The sequence below is a fragment of the Mycolicibacterium thermoresistibile genome, assembly GCF_900187065.1.
Lineage (GTDB): Bacteria > Actinomycetota > Actinomycetes > Mycobacteriales > Mycobacteriaceae > Mycobacterium > Mycobacterium thermoresistibile.
This window is the reverse complement of sequence record NZ_LT906483.1, coordinates 19,293-35,968: the sequence shown is the minus strand read 5'-3', so window position 1 is coordinate 35,968 and position 16,676 is coordinate 19,293. Positions and strand designations below refer to the sequence as shown.

The 16,676-nt window shown below is 69.0% G+C and carries 16 protein-coding genes and 1 tRNA gene; 11 read left to right on the top strand and 6 right to left on the bottom strand.

What is annotated here, in order from left to right; genetic code table 11:
• Window position 1: 1 nt before the first annotated feature.
• The 5 genes from CKW28_RS00175 to CKW28_RS00155 form a co-directional block, all read right to left on the bottom strand.
• Window positions 2-235, bottom strand: coding sequence for a hypothetical protein (locus tag CKW28_RS00175; RefSeq protein ID WP_040547467.1), 234 nt, complete (start codon window positions 233-235; stop codon window positions 2-4).
• 5 nt (window positions 236-240) lie between these two features.
• Window positions 241-1,062: a hydrogenase maturation protease gene (locus CKW28_RS00170; RefSeq protein ID WP_003925669.1), complete on the bottom strand. Its 822-nt coding sequence runs from the start codon at window positions 1,060-1,062 to the stop codon at window positions 241-243.
• On the bottom strand, window positions 1,059-2,666 hold the full coding sequence (locus CKW28_RS00165; protein WP_003925668.1) for a nickel-dependent hydrogenase large subunit: 1,608 nt from the start codon (window positions 2,664-2,666) through the stop codon (window positions 1,059-1,061). Before CKW28_RS00165 ends, CKW28_RS00170 begins: the two co-directional genes overlap by 4 nt.
• A gap of 59 nt (window positions 2,667-2,725) precedes the next feature.
• Complete coding sequence (locus tag CKW28_RS00160; protein WP_003925667.1) at window positions 2,726-3,697, bottom strand: NADH-quinone oxidoreductase subunit B family protein; 972 nt, start codon at window positions 3,695-3,697, stop codon at window positions 2,726-2,728.
• Between the two features lie 96 nt (window positions 3,698-3,793).
• Window positions 3,794-4,339, bottom strand: a complete 546-nt coding sequence (locus CKW28_RS00155) for a DUF1641 domain-containing protein (RefSeq protein WP_040546998.1) — start codon at window positions 4,337-4,339, stop codon at window positions 3,794-3,796.
• Window positions 4,340-4,569: 230 nt separating this feature from the next.
• On the opposite strand from CKW28_RS00155, the gene CKW28_RS00150 reads away from it, so the two are divergent.
• From CKW28_RS00150 to CKW28_RS00125, 6 genes are all read left to right on the top strand, one after another.
• On the top strand, window positions 4,570-5,634 hold the full coding sequence (locus CKW28_RS00150; protein WP_003925665.1) for an AraC family transcriptional regulator: 1,065 nt from the start codon (window positions 4,570-4,572) through the stop codon (window positions 5,632-5,634).
• A 47-nt stretch (window positions 5,635-5,681) separates the two neighbouring features.
• Window positions 5,682-6,017 (top strand): hydrogenase maturation nickel metallochaperone HypA, encoded by a 336-nt coding sequence (locus CKW28_RS00145; protein WP_003925664.1) that lies wholly within the window; start codon window positions 5,682-5,684, stop codon window positions 6,015-6,017.
• A 25-nt stretch (window positions 6,018-6,042) separates the two neighbouring features.
• Window positions 6,043-6,816 carry a hydrogenase nickel incorporation protein HypB gene (gene hypB / locus CKW28_RS00140; protein WP_003925663.1) on the top strand — a complete coding sequence of 258 codons (774 nt, stop codon included), beginning with the start codon at window positions 6,043-6,045 and terminating at the stop codon, window positions 6,814-6,816.
• A gap of 98 nt (window positions 6,817-6,914) precedes the next feature.
• The gene (locus CKW28_RS00135; protein WP_003925662.1) at window positions 6,915-7,217 is read left to right on the top strand and encodes a hypothetical protein; all 303 of its coding nucleotides are present in this window, start codon (window positions 6,915-6,917) and stop codon (window positions 7,215-7,217) included.
• 133 nt (window positions 7,218-7,350) lie between these two features.
• A complete protein-coding gene (locus tag CKW28_RS00130; protein WP_234784942.1) occupies window positions 7,351-9,021 on the top strand; it encodes an alpha/beta hydrolase in 1,671 nt (556 codons plus the stop codon).
• Window positions 8,996-9,541: a lipoprotein LppJ family protein gene (locus CKW28_RS00125; protein WP_040546992.1), complete on the top strand. Its 546-nt coding sequence runs from the start codon at window positions 8,996-8,998 to the stop codon at window positions 9,539-9,541. Before CKW28_RS00130 ends, CKW28_RS00125 begins: the two co-directional genes overlap by 26 nt.
• Before the next feature lie 161 nt (window positions 9,542-9,702).
• Here the strand turns inward: CKW28_RS00125 and CKW28_RS00120 are convergent.
• Window positions 9,703-9,785, bottom strand: a tRNA-Leu gene (locus tag CKW28_RS00120).
• Between the two features lie 279 nt (window positions 9,786-10,064).
• Between CKW28_RS00120 and CKW28_RS00115 the strand changes: the two genes are divergently transcribed.
• The 5 genes from CKW28_RS00115 (at window position 10,065) to pbpA (ending at window position 16,653) form a co-directional block, all read left to right on the top strand.
• Window positions 10,065-11,603: an FHA domain-containing protein gene (locus tag CKW28_RS00115; RefSeq protein WP_095176395.1), complete on the top strand. Its 1,539-nt coding sequence runs from the start codon at window positions 10,065-10,067 to the stop codon at window positions 11,601-11,603.
• Window positions 11,604-11,748: 145 nt separating this feature from the next.
• Window positions 11,749-12,216 (top strand): FHA domain-containing protein FhaB/FipA, encoded by a 468-nt coding sequence (locus CKW28_RS00110; protein WP_003925658.1) that lies wholly within the window; start codon window positions 11,749-11,751, stop codon window positions 12,214-12,216.
• On the top strand, window positions 12,213-13,769 hold the full coding sequence (locus CKW28_RS00105) for a PP2C family protein-serine/threonine phosphatase (RefSeq protein WP_003925657.1): 1,557 nt from the start codon (window positions 12,213-12,215) through the stop codon (window positions 13,767-13,769). The genes CKW28_RS00110 and CKW28_RS00105 overlap by 4 nt, the downstream gene beginning before the upstream one ends.
• Window positions 13,766-15,181: a peptidoglycan glycosyltransferase RodA gene (locus CKW28_RS00100; RefSeq protein WP_040546990.1), complete on the top strand. Its 1,416-nt coding sequence runs from the start codon at window positions 13,766-13,768 to the stop codon at window positions 15,179-15,181. Before CKW28_RS00105 ends, CKW28_RS00100 begins: the two co-directional genes overlap by 4 nt.
• The gene (gene pbpA / locus CKW28_RS00095) at window positions 15,178-16,653 is read left to right on the top strand and encodes a D,D-transpeptidase PbpA (RefSeq protein ID WP_003925655.1); all 1,476 of its coding nucleotides are present in this window, start codon (window positions 15,178-15,180) and stop codon (window positions 16,651-16,653) included. Before CKW28_RS00100 ends, pbpA begins: the two co-directional genes overlap by 4 nt.
• The last annotated feature ends 23 nt before the right edge of the window (window positions 16,654-16,676 follow it).

Here is a 16,676-nt window from a genome sequence, read left to right as displayed (position 1 = left end):
CTCATATCTCCCGTTCCGCACCGCGTTTGATCAGCCGGGCCGCCAGCTCCGCCTGCGCCCGGGTGTGGTAGGTGCTGATCCGTTTGCGCACCACGCCGTCGGCGAAGATCACCACGATCTCCACCACCCACTGACCACGTTCGGCGCTGACGACGGTGTGCACATCGAGCGCATTGTCGCGGGAACTGTGGGCTCGGGGAGCGGTTTTCGGGCGCTCGGGCGGCTCGTCGCTCATGCCGGTCACACATGTGACCCCAACGGGATGCGCAGCGCCGAGCGGCCGTCGTCCCAGAACGCCTCGCGCACCCCCACCGGGATGTCATCGTTGAGCACCTCCCGTACCAGCACCGCCCGGTCCCCGGCCGGGGTGCGCTGTTTGAGCAGCAACCCGCCGCTGCGGGGGCCGCGCAGCGGCAGCACCCACAGTTCGGTGTCGCGCCGGACCGCGGCGACCGCATCGGACGGGAACCGGCTGGCCGCCAGGGTGGCGTCCAGCCGTAGATACCCGTCCGCGGTGAATTCGACCTTCGCCCGGCCGTCGGGCCGTGGACGCAGCCCGGCCAGGAACTCCGCCTCGATCAGCTCGATCACCTCCTCCATCGCCGCGGCGACCGGTGCGCTGAGCTCCGCGCCCAGCTCCACCCCGCCGGCTTCGATCAGGAACACGGTGATGTCGTCCGGGCAGGCGTCGCCGAGCGCCCACCGGGCGAAGGCGATCGAGTGGTCCCACCGGAACGAGTGGGTGTGCAGACCCTGCAGCGGCGGCAGCTCGGCGAGTTCGGCGCCGGGCACCCGGTACACCGTGCCCGGCGCCGCACCGGTCAGCGCGGCGTCGACGATGACGACGCGCTGCGCACCCTTCATCTGGAAGGCGACGTCCATGCCCGCGGTGCCGCCGTCGACGAGGCGGGCGCCGTCCGGGACCCCCCGTTCCCACAGGTGGCGGATCAGGATCGGCCCGACCCCGTCGTCACCGCGGAGCAGGTTGCCGCAGCCCACCACCAGCACCGCACAGCCGGGCGGTTCGATGTCGATGTCGGCTTCGGCAGACGTGGGGATCACACCATTCCGTTGATGACGAACTTGGAAAGCTCCCGTCCGGACCTGCCATCGTAGGCGTGCACCGTGCAGACCAGGCAGGAATCGAAGCTGCGGGCCACATGGCCGAGTTCGACCGGGTCCTCGGCGTCCACCACGGGCGCCCCGACCAGGGCCTTCTCGATCGGTCCGAGGGTTTCCGAGGCGTCGCGCGGGCCGATGTTCCACGCCGTCGGGGTGATCACCTGATAGTTGGCGATCTTGCTGTCCTCGATGACGATCCAGTCGGCCAGCGCGCCGCGGGCCGCCTCGGTGGCGCCGAAACCCCTGCCCTCGGCGTGCTCGACGGGCTTGGTGTAGAAGCTCTCCTTGAGGTCGAGCTGATCGAGCCACGCCCGGGTCCACTGGTAGTACTTGGGCGCCTCGTGCATGCGGGCCAACTGCCGCACCATCACACTCGGCCCGATCTTGTTGTAGATGTCGACGAACAGCGGATCATTGTCCTGGTGTTCGAGCGCGTTCGGACCGCCGGCGGCCATCCGGCGGGCCAGCGGGCCGGCTTCCAGCGGGATGCGGCCCACCTCGGGGATGTCGTAGCGCGGCGACTTCGCCCAGCTGTACTTGCCCTGCGCCCGGCCGACTTCCGGGTCGATCGGGATGGTCTCCCCCTCGAACGGGTGCAGCGGCCGGTCGCCCTGGAAGAACGAGTGGGTGACGTCCTCGGTGACCCGGGACTGGTCGAACTCGTACCACTTGCCGTCGGCGAAGATGCCCGACCGGCCGATGAGCGCGTCGTTGCGGCCCTCGATCGTCGGGTTCTCGTACCGGGACGGTTCGAAGTAGGTGCCGGTGGCCAGGTAGTTGCCGACTCCCTGACCGTATTTGTCCAGGCCGATGTCGAGGCAGTAGCGGATGAAGAAGCCGCAGTCGCTGTTGTACTGGGCCTCGTTCTCGTCCACCCACGCCAGCACGTCGTCCCAGGTCTTGTTCTCCAGCCAGCGTTCCACCGAACAGCCCAGCCACTGCTTCTCGAGCCAGTTGTCCTTCCAGTGCTCGAGGATCGCGATCGACCGGGTGACGTCGGCGAGGGTGGGCGCGGACATCACCCCGCCGGGAACCATGAAGCTCGAGTGCGGCCACTGACCGCCGAAGATGGCGTACACCTCGACCGGTTTGGCCGACAGCACCACCCCGGTCTGGTAGCTGGTGCCCACGTACGGGGCGAACCGGCGCACCGCTTCGTCGTACAGCGGGGACTTCGCGTAGTTCTTGTTGGTCAGGTCGATCGCGAACAGCGCGTAGAAGTAGCGCGGGATGGACTGCAGGGTCTCGCAGGCCTGGCAGATGTTGCGGATCAGGGTCGCGTTGGGCGGCATGTGGGTCCGCCACGCGGTGTCGAGGGCGTAGGCGGACTTGTACAGGTGGCTGCCGCCGCAGATGCCGCAGATGCGGGGGCAGACCACCAGGCCGGCCTGCGGGTCCTTGCCGCGCAGGATGATCTCGAAGCCGCGGAACATGGCCGCCTCGGTCCAGGCCGAGGTCACGACTCCGTCCTCGATGGTCACCCTGACGTCGAGGTCACCCTCCACCCGGCCCAGGGGGCTGACGAACAGATCGAGCGAGGTCATTGTCTTCTGGTCCTTCCGACGAACCGGTGCGGTGATTGGGCTGACGGTGATGAACGCGGTCAGACCACGAACATGTCCTCCTTGGACCACTGCGGCGCGGCGATCCGCGCGGCGGCGGCGTGCGCCATGTAGGTGAGGTGGTCGGTGCCCTCCGGGACCTCCTTGGGGATCGTGCCGCTGACCTTCTGGGTCTTGAACAATGTGCCCGGGGCGAGGTCGAAGTGCGGGAACTCCGGTTCGGTGCAGCCCAGGCACGGCATCCCGGCGCGGGTCTTGGAGGACTGCCGGTTCCACAGGATCCGGTTGCACGGCGAATGGGTCATCGGCCCGCGGCAGCCGAATTCGTAGAACAGGCAACCGGTTCGGGTGCCCTCGCCGAACGACATGGTCGACTGCTTGTACTCGAAGAACTGCACCCGGGTGCACCCGGTCTGGGTGAAGGTCTTGAAGAAGGTCTCCGGCCGGTGCAGTTCATCGAGCGTGATGTCGCCGGCCCGGCCGGAGGCCAGCGCCACCAGGATCTGGGTGATCCAGTCCGGATGTGCCGGACAGCCGGGGATGTTGATGACGGGCAGGCCCATCTTGGAGCGGAAGTCGGCGCCCAGGAAGCCGCCCTTCTCCCGCTTGTGGAATTGCAGGCCGGTGGAGTCCGACGGGTTCGGCGCCATGGCGGGGATTCCGCCGAACGACGCGCAGTCGCCGATGCCGACGACGATCTGCGCGGCGCCGGCGAGGTCGGTGACCCAGTCCATCATCGGCCGGCCGGCGAACATGTCCATCCGGCCGGAGCCGTTCGGGGCCCGGATGACGGTGCCTTCGAAGACGAAGATGTCCAGTGGGCGTTCCCCGTTGACGCAGTCCCAGAACACTTTCTGGGCGTTGTCGCCGAGTTCCATGCCCAGCGAGGGGTGCCAGAGGATGTCGAGCCCGAAGTCGACGATCAGGTCGACGACGTTGGGCTCGTCGGCATTGAGGAAGGACATCGTGTTGCCACTACAGGCACCTCCCTGCAGCCAGAGAACCGAAGCCATCTGAACTCCTCTCCAAAGAGATCGGCGCCGCCGCCGTGGGTGGCCGGCGAAAAATCGTGGGCTGAGTTGGGCTGGGGCTGGTGTCGCGCGGGTGGATCAGCCCGAGCCGATGCGCCTTCCGAACTCGCGGGCGACCTGCATCATGAAGCCCAGGCCGCGGAGCACGTCCTTGTCCTTGCGCATCCGCCACAACCCGCGCAGTGTCGTCGGGGCGGGGTCGGAGCGGGCGGCCGCCCGGCTGTCGACCAGTGCCTCACCGAGATTCGCCAACACGTCCACGGCCTGCGGATCGGTCAGGCGGGAGGACAGCAGCGTGTTGATGGCCGGGGTGGCCTTCACCAGCGCGCCGGACAGCGTGGTGAGGCTGTCGGCCAGGGCCTGCAGGTCGACGTTCTTGAGCGACTCGATGCCCGGGACGGTGTCGACCGCCGCGCTGTCGCGGATCTCGTGGATCGCGCCGGCGAGCGACTCGGTGATCTCGTCCCCGCGCCGGAGCATCCCGTCCAACCCGCCGAGCAGGAAGGCGAGCAGTTCGGCGTGGTCGAGCACGTTGTTCAGCGCGGCCGCGACCGCCGGATCGTCGAGCCGGGCCCGCAGGTCGTCGGCCGGCGTGACGGTGGCCACCTGCCCGTTTGCTGACATCCATCCTCCGATCGTCAGAAGGCCGCGACGGATAGTGGTGTAATTCACATATGTAACGCACTGTGAGGTGTCTGCCTATCGCTTTCGCGCACGAGCTGTCAGAATTGCGCAGACTTCCACTCGTTGGCGCGCAGCCGCCGACAGTAGGTCTTGCGCCGCCAAAGCAACTAACTTAGGAGACCCTTTCCGTTGGCTGACGCATCCGTCAATCCTGGGGTTCTGCTGCAGGGATGTCGCGACTGACCCGGCTCGGCTTCATCGATGTGCGCCGCACCAGCAATCCCGTCCGGCGCAAGGTCCGGTCCCGCGGGGTGCCGCCGTCGCTCGTCGACAACGAGATCTTCTACACCGAGGACGTGGCCGAGGCGGCCCGGCTGACCGGGCAGGTGCTGGCCCCGTTGACGCTGACCGTCGGCGCACCCGACTCGGCGGGGTTCGCTGCGACGGCCCACGGGGTGCGGCTGCGCAACGTCAGCATGCTCTACCTCGACCTGCATGTCCCGTGCGCGCTGGACATCCCGCGGCTCGGCGCCTACTTCGCGGTGCACATGCCGCTCAACGGTTCCGCCGAGGTGCACCACCGCGGCCGGCAGTTTCAGATCACCCCGGTGCGGTCCCTGGTGACCAGCCCGCGCGGGCCGCTGCGGATCGCGTTCGAGCACGACTCACCGCAACTGGTGATCCGCATCGAGGAGGCGGCGATGGCCGCCCACCTGACCCGGCTGCTCGGGCGCCGGCTGCGGCGGCCCCTGGAGTTCGATCCGGAGTTCGACATGACCACCGAGGCGGCGATGCGCTGGCACACCGCCGTGCAGCTGATCCACACCGAGGTGTTCCACCCCGGGTCGCTGGTGCAGCGCGGCCAGGGCATCGGCCCGGTGGAGGAGCTGGTGATGAGCAGTCTGCTGCAGCTGCAGCCGTCGACCTACTACGACGAGCTGTTGCGGCCCCCGCCGCAGCCCGGTCAGCGCCGGGCGGTGGTGCGCGCGGCGATGAACTACATCGAGGAGCATCTGGCCGAACGCATCACGGTGGAGTCGGTGGCCAAGGCCGTGCACGTCAGCGTGCGGTCGATTCAGCAGAATTTCCGCGACGAGCTGGGGCTGACGCCGATGGAGTTCGTGCGGGAACGGCGGCTGCAGCGGGTGCACGAGGAGCTGACCGACGCGATCCCGTCCGACGGGGTCACCGTGACCGCGGTGGCACAGCGCTGGGGCTTCCAGCATCTGGGCAGTTTCGCGGTGGAGTACCGCAAACGGTGGGGCGAGACACCGTCGGAGACGCTGCGCCGGTAGGCCCGCAATCCGGCCCGGAAACCCCGCCGAGCGGGCAGCATGGGGGTGTGCACGAGTTGTCTCTCTGTCAGGCGATCGCCGGGGTGGTCAAACCCCACGCCGAGGGGCGGCGCGTCAACGTGGTCCGGGTGCAGATCGGCGCACTTCGGCAGGTGGTGCCGGAGTCGCTGGAGTTCTGCTGGACGCTGGTGCGCGAGTACGAACAGCTGGCCGACGCCGAGCTGGAGCTGGAGTTCATCCCGGCAGCGGTGAAATGCCGCTCGTGCGAGGAGGATTCACAGATAGAGTCGCGCTGGTCGATATGCTGCCCGCGCTGCTCGAGCCCCGACGTCGAGGTGATCCGGGGCAATGAGTTCCTGGTGACCTCCCTCGAGGTGGCCTGACGTCTGATTGGAAAGGTGAAGAACCGTGGGCCGTTTCCACCGTCACGACGACGGCACCGTACACAGCCACGAACACGGCGACCATGCACACGAGCACCCGCACGACCATGGTGACCACAGCGGCTATCAGACCGGCGGCCAGCGGATCGAGGTGCTCGAGTCGATCTTCGCCGAGAATGACAGCCGGGCCGCGATCAACCGGAAGATATTCGAAGAGAACGGGATCCGCGCGCTGAATCTGATGAGCTCACCCGGGTCCGGCAAGACGACCGTGCTGGCGGCCACCCTGGACGAACTCGCCAATCAGATCGCGATCGGCATCATCGAGGGAGACATCGCCACCGACCTCGACGCCGCCAAGCTCGGCGGGCGGGGGGCGCAGATCTCGCTGCTGAACACCAACAACGGGTTCGGCGGCGAGTGCCACCTCGACGCGCCGATGGTCAACCGCGCCCTGCAGGACCTCGACCTCGATCACCTGGAGCTGGTGGTGATCGAGAACGTCGGCAATCTGGTCTGCCCGGCGGAGTTCGACGTCGGCGAGCACGCCAAGGCGATGGTGTACTCGGTGGCCGAGGGCGAGGACAAGCCGCTGAAGTACCCGGTGATGTTCCGGGCGGTGGATGTGGTCCTGCTCAACAAGATCGACCTGGTGCCGTACCTGGACGTCGACGTGGACCGCTACATCGCCCACATCCGGGAGGTGAACCCGACGGCGCGGATCCTGCCGGTCAGCGCCCGCACCGGGGAGGGGATGGACGCCTGGTTCGACTGGCTGCGGCAGTTCCTGCGCGGATGAGACGACCGGCGCCGCTCCCATGTCCTGCTGAGCGGGGCGTTCCGCGCTAGATTGACCGGGTGGCGACTTTACGAACTACGGTAGTCCGGATCGTTGCAGTGAGTGCGTTCGCGATCGCGGGTGCGGTGCCACTGGCCGGTGCGCTCACCGGCGCACCCGGCATGCCCCTCGCGGTCTGCCCGGGCGGTGAGGACCTCGACGTGTTCACCGGACACTGCCTGCCGGGCCTGGTGCCCAACTCGCCCGGCTGCCCACCCGGGGTGCACGGCTCGGTGTGCGGGGGCACCGTCGACAACCCGGCCGGCCCGATCGGCGGGGTCGCCCAACCGACCATGCCCGCGCCGCCGCCGATGTCCGGTCCCGCCGAGACGCTCGAGGAAGTCAGCACCCCCGGCTACTGACCCACGCTGATCCAGCGGGCGCCGCGGCTATCGACCAGCGCCCTCGGATACGGCGGCCCGCGACGAAATTCGGTTCCGGTCCGACCCCTTGGCCGTGCGAGGATCGAAGGAGCCGAGGAGGTCGCGGGTGTCGATGACGGTATCGGTCGTGGAATCTTCCCGACCCGATCAGTTGGTCGACGCCGCAGCCGAATTGGGCGGCAAGATCTCGGCGCTGGACGTCGTGCTGGCCACCCAACGCCGGGCCGTCGCGCACCTGCGGGAGTTCTGGCGGGGGCAGGCCGCCGACGCCGCCGGATGGCGGGTCGCCGATGACGGAACCGTCACCGCGCCCCCGGTTCCGGCGGTTCTCGCGGTCCTCGCGCCGGCGTGGACCGCGATCCTCAGGAAACTGCTCGCGCTGTTCGCCGAGATCGACGCCGAGACCGCGGCGGCCGTGACCGCCGTGATGGAGGGTCCGGTACCGGAGAGCCCGCCGGGCACCCTCGGCGACCCCCGCCGGCCCCCGCCGCCCGACGCCCCCGCCGAGGACGTCAAACAGTGGTGGGATTCGCTCAGCGAGGAGGAGCGGCGCCGGCTCATCGCCGACCATCCGCCGGAGCTGGGGAATCTCAACGGGATTCCGGCCGAGGTGCGCCATCAGGTCAATGAGGCGGTCCTGCGGGATGATCTGGACCGGGTCCGGGATGCGACCGAACACCACGGGGTGACCCCCGACGAGGTGCTGGCCGATCCCGGCGCGTACGGTCTGACGGCCGCCGACGCCACCCGCTACCGCAACGCGGTCCAGACCCAAAAGGGCCTGGACGCCATGGGTGGGACAGACACCGGGGAGACCCGGCCCGTCATGTTGTGGGCCTACGATCCGTTGGCCTTCAACGGCCAGGGCAGGGCGGCGGTGGCGATCGGCAACCCGGACGAGGCCGAGAACACCGCGGTGGTTGTACCCGGCACCGGCAGCAGCGTCGCCCAGGGCTGGCTGGAGGGCGACAACGCCACCAACCTCTACGACCAGATGCGGTTGGGTGAGCCCGGCAAGCCGGCGTCGGTGATCGCCTGGATGGGCTACGACGCGCCGGACAGCCCGCTCGATCCGCGCATCGCGACTCCGTGGCTGGCACGCGACGGCGGCGAGCTGCTGGCCGCGGATGTCAACGGGCTCGGCGTCACCCACGAGGGCGGAGACCGGACTGTCACCGTGATCGGGCACTCCTACGGCTCGACCACGGTGGCCGACGCGTTCGCGGGCAGCGGTATGCAGGCCGACAACGCGGTGCTGATCGGCAGTCCCGGAACGGATCTGGCGAGAAGCGCCGCGGATTTCAACCTGCCCGAGGGTGGCCAGGTCTATGTCGGGGCGGCGTCGAGCGACCCGGTCACCTGGCTGGGCCAGGGCGGCGCGGTGCCCGACATCCTCAACCACGTTCTCGACCACCCGCTGGGCTCCCGGGCCGGGCTGGGCACCGATCCGGCCGGCGACGGTTACGGCTCGGTGCGGTTCGACGCGGAGGTGCCGGGGCGCAGCGGGCCGAGTTTCGGCCACCACTCCGCCTACTACGGCGTCGGCAGCGAGTCGCTCCGCGCGATGACCGACATCGCCAACGGCAACGGCGCCACCCTGGCGGAGAACGGATACACCGCCGAGGGCCGGCGCCAGGTGCACATCGGACTGCCGGACACGGTGAATCTGCCGTTCATCGGCGAAGTCGACCTACCCGATTGGGACACCCGGATCCCCGGAACCCCTGCCGTCAACGACCCAGAAGGCGATCGCGACCATGTCACCCAGAATCACCAGTACTGACCGCCGGCACCGCACCGGGCTGCTGAGCACCGTCCTGATCGCCGCGCTACTACTAGGAGGATGCGCAATGTTCTCCGGCGGATCGGCCGCCGGCCTGGAGGGGCCGGAGATGACCGACGAACAGACCCGCGCCCAGGTGGTGGAACCGGCGAAACGGATCGTCCGGTCCGCGGGCCTGAACCTCATCGGGGCGGCGTTCCGGTTCGCCTCCTGCACCGATCAGATCGCGCCCCCGTTCCGCGGGCGGGTCGGGATGGGGTTCACCTTTCCCGCCGACGTGGACAAGCAGGCCTACCTGGAGCAGATCGTGGCGGCGATGGTCGACGACGGCTGGATCGACGGTCCGCCGCCGGGTAAACGGCCCCACGGCCGCGTCCTGCACATGGGCGGGGTGATGGCCATCGTCGCCGCCAATCCCGACTACCCCGACCGCGGCTACATCCAGATCCTCGGCGAATGCCGCAACACCGGCGACCACACCCACGACTCCGAGGTCATCGTCGACGAACTGACCGGCTGAGTGTCGAAGTACTCGAAAGCCCCGACGCACGCGCGCGACAGAACCCGACAGAACCCGACAGAATCCGACAGAAAAAGCCACGGTCTCCGTCGAAGGTCTCGCTCCGAGAAGACCCTCCGAGAAGACCGTGGCCTCGTGCGGTCCGAAGAACCGCTCAGGTGTGGGCGAAGGGGGACTTGAACCCCCACGTCCCGAAGGACACTGGCACCTGAAGCCAGCGCGTCTGCCATTCCGCCACTCGCCCCAACAACCGGAGGAGCTTATCACCGCTTCATCCGGTACCTCAAACCTTACCGAGTCGCCGTGCCGGCCTTCAACAGGCCCCCATGTCTTCCCCGATACATGCCTCTGACCAGGCCGGACGCGATTCTCAGAGTTCTGTTGGTGCCACTGTGGCGGGTGATCCCGATACCATGCAGTTAACCACCGCCGCCAGGCGACACGCGGCGGCATAGCAAGCTGACCAGAATCATCGGATCCTGGAGAACCGGATCCCTACATGTCGAGCGGGAGCGGATCGGGTATGGGTTTGGCGGACCGGATCGAGCGCAAGCTCGAGGCGACGGTCGGCGACGCCTTTGCGCGGGTCTTCGGCGGCTCGATCGTCCCCCAGGAGGTGGAAGCCCGGTTGCGCCGCGAAGCGCAGGCCGGCGCTCGGGACGTCGGCGGCGGCCGGATTTTGGCGCCGAACGACTACGTCATTACCCTCAGTGAGTCCGACTACAGGAAGGTCAGTGCCGATCCGGACCGTACGTCGACCACTTTTGCCAAGCATCTGGAGGGATACATCCACGATCAGGGATGGCAAACATATGGTGATGTGGTCGTTAGATTCGAACAGTCTTCCAATCTGCACACTGGACAGTTCCGCGCGCGCGGATTGGTCAACCCCGACACCACTACCGGCGAACCCGCCCAAGCGCAACAAGACCGCGCGTACACCGCAGAACCAGGAGTACCACCGATGAGCGACAATCCGAGCTACCGCGGCGGCCAGGGACCGGGGCGGCCAGCCGACGACGAGTACGACGACCGTTACGGCCGCCCAGACGATCCGCGCGGCCAGTACCCGCCGGCCGATCAGGGTGGCTACCCACCCCGGGGCGGCTACCCCGAACAGCCCGGCGGCGGCTATCCCGAACAGCAGGGCGGCTATCCCGAACAGCAGGGCGGCTACCCGGACCAGGGCGGCTACCCGCCGCGCGGCGGCTATCCGGACCAGGGGGGCTACCCCGAGCAGGGTGGCTACCCGGACCAGGGCGGTTATCCGCCGTCGTATGAGCAGCGCCCGCCGGCCGGATACGGACCGCCGCCCGGCGGCGGGTACGACCAGGGCTACCGCCAGCCCCCGCCGGGATACGGACCGCCCGGTGGTCAGCCCGGCTACGGCGCGCCGCCCGCCGGGGAGTACGACTACGGTCGCCCGCCCGGCGGCCGTCCGGACGACTACGGCCGGCCCGGCCACCCGGATCAGGGCGGCTACCCCGACCAGGGCGGCGGCTACCCGGATCAGGGTTACGGCGACCAGGGCGGCGGCTACCCGGATCAGGGTTACGGCGACCAGGGTTACGGGGGCCAGCCCTACGGCCGCCCGGACTACGGCCAGCAGCCCGGTCAGGGTGACTACGGTGCCGGCGGTTACGGCGATGCCGGTGGTTACGGCGCCGGCTACGGCGACCCCGGCCGCGGCGACTACGACTACGCCGGGGCGGGCTACGGCCAGGACGCCGGCTACGGTCGGCAGGACTACCAGCAGCCGCCGGCCACCGGACGTCCCACCACCGTCACCCTGCAGCTCGACGACGGCAGCGGCCGCACATATCAGCTGCGGGAGGGCGCCAATGTGATCGGGCGCGGTCAGGACGCCCAGTTCCGGCTGCCCGACACCGGGGTGTCGCGCCGGCATCTGGAGATCCGCTGGGACGGTCAGGTCGCGTTGCTGTCGGACCTGAATTCGACCAACGGCACCACCGTGAACAACGCTCCGGTGCAGGAATGGCAATTGGCCGACGGCGATGTGATCCGGCTTGGTCACTCCGAGATCATCGTGCGCATGCACTGAGGACCCACCGATCACGACATTGGGGGCGAAGCCGCACGCTTGGCCCTCATGATGATCGTTGTCCAAGTATCGTGACGTTGCCGATGATCTCTGAGCCGATGACTTCGGCGCACCGAGAACCGGCCGGGCACGGAGAGGACGTCAGATGCAGGGGTTAGTTCTGCAGCTGACCCGCGTCGGCTTCCTGCTGCTGCTGTGGCTGTTCATCTGGTCGGTGTTGCGGATCCTGCGCACCGACATCTACGCGCCGACCGGGGCTGTGATGATGCGCCGCGGCCTGCCGCTGCGCGGTTCGCTGCTGCCCAGCCGGCAACGCCGCAACGTCGCGCGCCAACTGGTGGTGGTCGAGGGCGCGCTGGCCGGCACCCGCATCCCGCTGGGCAGCCAACCGGTGCTGATCGGCCGCGCCGATGACTCCACCTTGGTGCTCACCGACGACTACGCCTCGACTCGCCATGCGCGACTGTCGCCACGCGGGTCAGAGTGGTACGTGGAAGACCTAGGATCGACCAACGGCACATACCTGGACAGGGTGAAGGTGACTACCGCGGTACGCGTCCCGATTGGCACGCCGGTTCGCATCGGCAAGACGGTGATCGAGCTACGCCCGTGACACTCGTCCTGCGCTATGCGGCGCGCAGTGACCGGGGTCTGGTGCGCGCGAACAACGAAGACTCCGTCTACGCCGGAGCGCGCCTGCTCGCGCTCGCGGACGGGATGGGTGGCCACGCCGCCGGTGAGGTGGCGTCCCAGCTGGTGATCGCCGCGCTCGCACCCCTCGATGACGACGAACCCGGCGGCGACCTGCTCAGCAAACTCGAGGCCGCCGTCAAGGAGGGCAACGCGGCGATCGCTGAGCACATCCAGGCCGACCCGGAACTCGAGGGCATGGGCACCACCCTGACCGCGATCCTGTTCGCCGGGAACCGGCTCGGTCTGGTGCACATCGGCGACTCCCGTGGCTATCTGCTGCGCGACGGTGAGCTGACCCAGATCACCAAGGACGACACCTTCGTGCAGACCCTCGTGGACGAGGGCCGCATCACCGCCGAGGAGGCGCACAGCCATCCGCAGCGCTCACTGATCATGCGGGCGCTGACCGGCCACGAGGTCGAGCCCACGCTCATCATGCGCGAGGCCCGCGCCGGCGACCGCTATCTGCTGTGCTCGGACGGGCTGTCCGACCCGGTCAGCCAGGACACCATCCTGGAGGCGCTCAAGCTGCCCGATCCCGGTGACGCCGCCGACCGGCTCATCGAGCTGGCGCTGCGCGGCGGCGGGCCGGACAACGTCACCGTGGTGGTCGCCGACGTCGTCGACTACGAATACGGCCAGACCCAACCGATCCTGGCCGGCGCCGTCTCCGGTGAGGACGACCAGAACGCGCCGCCCGACACCTCGGCCGGCCGCGCCTCGGCGTTCAACCCGAAACGCAACGAGGTCAAACGCGCCCTGCCGCCGGCCGAGGAACCCCCCGCCAAACCCCGGTCGCGGCGCCGCATCGTCATCGGCGCGACACTGATCGTGCTGGCGGTGCTGGCCAGCCTGGCGGTGGCCCGCGAGATCGTGCGCAACAACTTCTACGTCGTCGCCGACAACGGCACGGTGTCGATCATGCGGGGCGTGCAGGGTTCGGTGCTGGGCTACTCGCTGCAGGAGCCGTATCTGGTCGGCTGCATCAGCTCCCGCAACCAGCTGTCGCTCATCAGCCCCGACCAGACCGACGACACCCTGAACTGCAAGCTGCTGCACCTCGATGACATGCGTCCGTCCGAACGGGCCCAGGTGTCGGCCGGGCTGCCCGGCGGCTCGCTGGACGACGCCATCGGTCAGATCGAGGAGCTGGCCCGCACCTCGGTGCTGCCCCCGTGCCCCGCGCCGCAGCCGACAACCAGCCCGGCACCCCGACCGCATCTGCCCACCCAGCACAACGATCCGACCCGGGCGCCGCAGACCGGCGGCAACCCGGCGCCCGAGACACCGCGCACCATCTCGCCCGCGCCGCCCAGCCCGGCGCCGGAGGCCCGGACGCCCGCCGGCCAGACACCTCAAGGCCAGACACCCGGCGCCGAGACCCCGGGGCCGCCGCGGCCACCGGCCCCGACCGTGACCGCGCTTCCGCCGCCGCCTCCTGAGCCGGGCACAACCTGCCGGGAACTGCCGTGACCACGCAGCCCCAGGCAGCGGTGACGGTGGTCCCTCCGTTACCGACGCGGCGCAACGCCGAACTTCTCCTGCTGGCGTTCGCGGCGGTGATCACGATGGTGGCCCTGCTGCTGGTGGAGGCCAACCAGGAACGCGGCGTCAGCTGGCATCTGATCCAGTACGGGGCCGCCTATCTGGCGCTGTTCGGCGGTGCGCATCTGGCGGTACGCCGCTTCGCGCCCTATGCCGATCCGCTGCTGCTGCCGGTGGTGGCCCTGCTCAACGGGCTGGGACTGGTGATGATCCACCGGCTGGACCTGGCCGCCGGGGAACTGTCCGGTCAGGCCGTCGAGAGCCCCAGCGCCACCCAGCAGACCCTGTGGACGCTCGCCGCGGTGATCGGTTTCTCGCTGGTCGTGGTGTTCCTCAAGGATCACCGGCTGCTGTCCCGCTACGGCTACCTGTGCGGGGCGACCGGGCTGATCCTGCTGGCCATACCGGCGGTGTTGCCGCGCCGATTCTCCGAGCAGGGCGGCGCCAAGATCTGGATCCAGTTCCCGGGCTTCTCCATCCAGCCCGCCGAGTTCTCCAAGATCCTGCTGCTGGTGTTCTTCGCCGCGGTGCTGGTGGAGAAACGCAGCCTGTTCACCAGCGCCGGGAAACACTTCCTGGGCATGGATCTGCCGCGGCCCCGCGATCTGGCCCCGCTGCTGGCGGCGTGGATCCTGTCGGTCGGGGTGATGGTGTTCGAGAAGGACCTGGGCACCTCGCTGCTGCTGTACACGTCGTTTCTGGTGCTGGTCTACATCGCGACCGAACGGCTCAGCTGGGTGGTCATCGGCCTCGCGTTGTTCGCCGCCGGCAGCTTCGTCGCCTACCACATCTTCGACCACGTGCGGCTGCGGGTGCAGACCTGGCTGGACCCGTTCGCCGACTTCGACGGCGGCGGCTACCAGATGGCGCAGTCGCTGTTCAGCTTCGCCACCGGCGGCATCTTCGGCACCGGTCTCGGCAACGGTCAGCCGGGCACGGTGCCGGCGGCGTCCACCGACTTCATCATCGCCGCCGTCGGTGAGGAGCTCGGCCTGGTCGGGCTGGCCGCGGTGCTGATGCTCTACACCATCGTCATCATCCGCGGCCTGCGCACCGCGATCGCGGTGCGGGACAGCTTCGGCAAGCTGTTGGCCGCCGGGCTGGCGTCCACGCTGGCGCTGCAGCTGTTCATCGTCGTCGGCGGGGTGACCAAGCTGATCCCGCTGACCGGGCTGACCACCCCGTGGATGTCCTACGGTGGGTCGTCGCTGCTGGCCAACTACCTGCTGCTGGCCATCCTGCTGCGCATCTCACACGCCGCGCGGTCGCCGCTGGACACCCGCAAGACCAACCCGACACCGATCGCGACGGCCAAGACCGAGGTGATCGAGAAGGTATGAACACCTCACTGCGCCGCCTGTCGATCGCGTTCATGGCGCTGATCGTGCTGCTGTTGGCCAACGCCACCTTCACCCAGGTGTTCACCGCCGACAGCCTGCGGTCGGATCCGCGGAACCAGCGCATGCTGCTCGACGAGTACTCCCGGCAACGCGGTCAGATCACCGCGGGCGGGGAGCTGCTGGCCTATTCGGTGTCCACCCCCGGGCGGTTCCGGTTCCTGCGGGTCTACCCGGAACCGCTGATGTACGCGCCGGTCACCGGGTTCTACTCGCTGCGGTTCTCCAGCAGCGGCCTGGAGCGGGCCGAGGACGCGCTGCTCAACGGTTCGGATCAGCGGCTGTTCGGCCGCCGGCTGGCCGACTTCTTCACCGGCCGCGATCCGCGCGGCGGCAATGTCGCCACCACCATCAACACCCGGGTGCAGCAGGCCGCCTGGCAGGCCATGCAGGAGGGCTGTGAGGGCCCGTGCACCGGTTCGGTGGTCGCCGTCGAACCGTCCACCGGCAAGATCCTGGCGATGGTGTCCACACCGTCCTACGACCCCAACGAGCTGGCCACCCACAACATCGACGACCAGACCGCGGCCTGGCAGCGGTTGCGCGACGATCCGGACGAGCCGATGCTCAACCGGTCCATCGCCCAGACCTACCCGCCGGGCTCGACGTTCAAGGTGATCACCACGGCCGCGGCGCTGGAGGCCGGCGCGACCCCGGAGACCCAGCTAACCGCCGCGGCGCGGGTGCCGCTGCCCGACAGCACCGCCACCCTGCAGAACTACGGCGGCCAGCCCTGCGGCGGCGGGCCGACGGCGTCGCTGCGCGAGGCGTTCGCGAGGTCCTGCAACACCGCATTCGTCGAACTGGGCATCGACCTGGGCGCCGACGCGCTGCGGGCCGCCGCGGAGAACTTCGGCCTGGACACCCCGCTGCCGCCGATCCCGTTGCAGGTCGCCGAATCCGGCGTGGGCCCGCTCGAGGACGCCGCCGCGGTGGGTATGTCCAGCATCGGGCAGCGGGACGTGAAGATGACCCCCTTGCAGAATGCGATGGTGGCGGCCACCATCGCCAATGACGGCGTGATGATGCGGCCCTATCTGGTCGACAGTCTTCGCGGACCTGATCTGTCCCACATCAGCAGCACGGCCCCGGTCGAAGAGCGCCGGGCGGTGTCACCCCAGGTCGCGGCTACACTAACGGACTTGATGGTCGGCGCCGAGCAAATGACACAGCAGAAGGGGGCCATTGCCGGCGTGCAGATCGCTTCGAAGACAGGCACGGCGGAGCACGGACCGGATCCGCGCAACACCCCGCCGCATGCGTGGTACATCGCGTTCGCACCCGCGCAGGCACCCCGCGTCGCCGTGGCAGTGCTGGTGGAGGACGGCGGTGACAGATTGTCGGCCACCGGTGGCGCCCTCGCCGCCCCGATCGGGCGGGCCACCATAGCGGCGGCGCTGCGGGAGGACGCATGACGTCCCGGTCGCTGTCCCAGTCT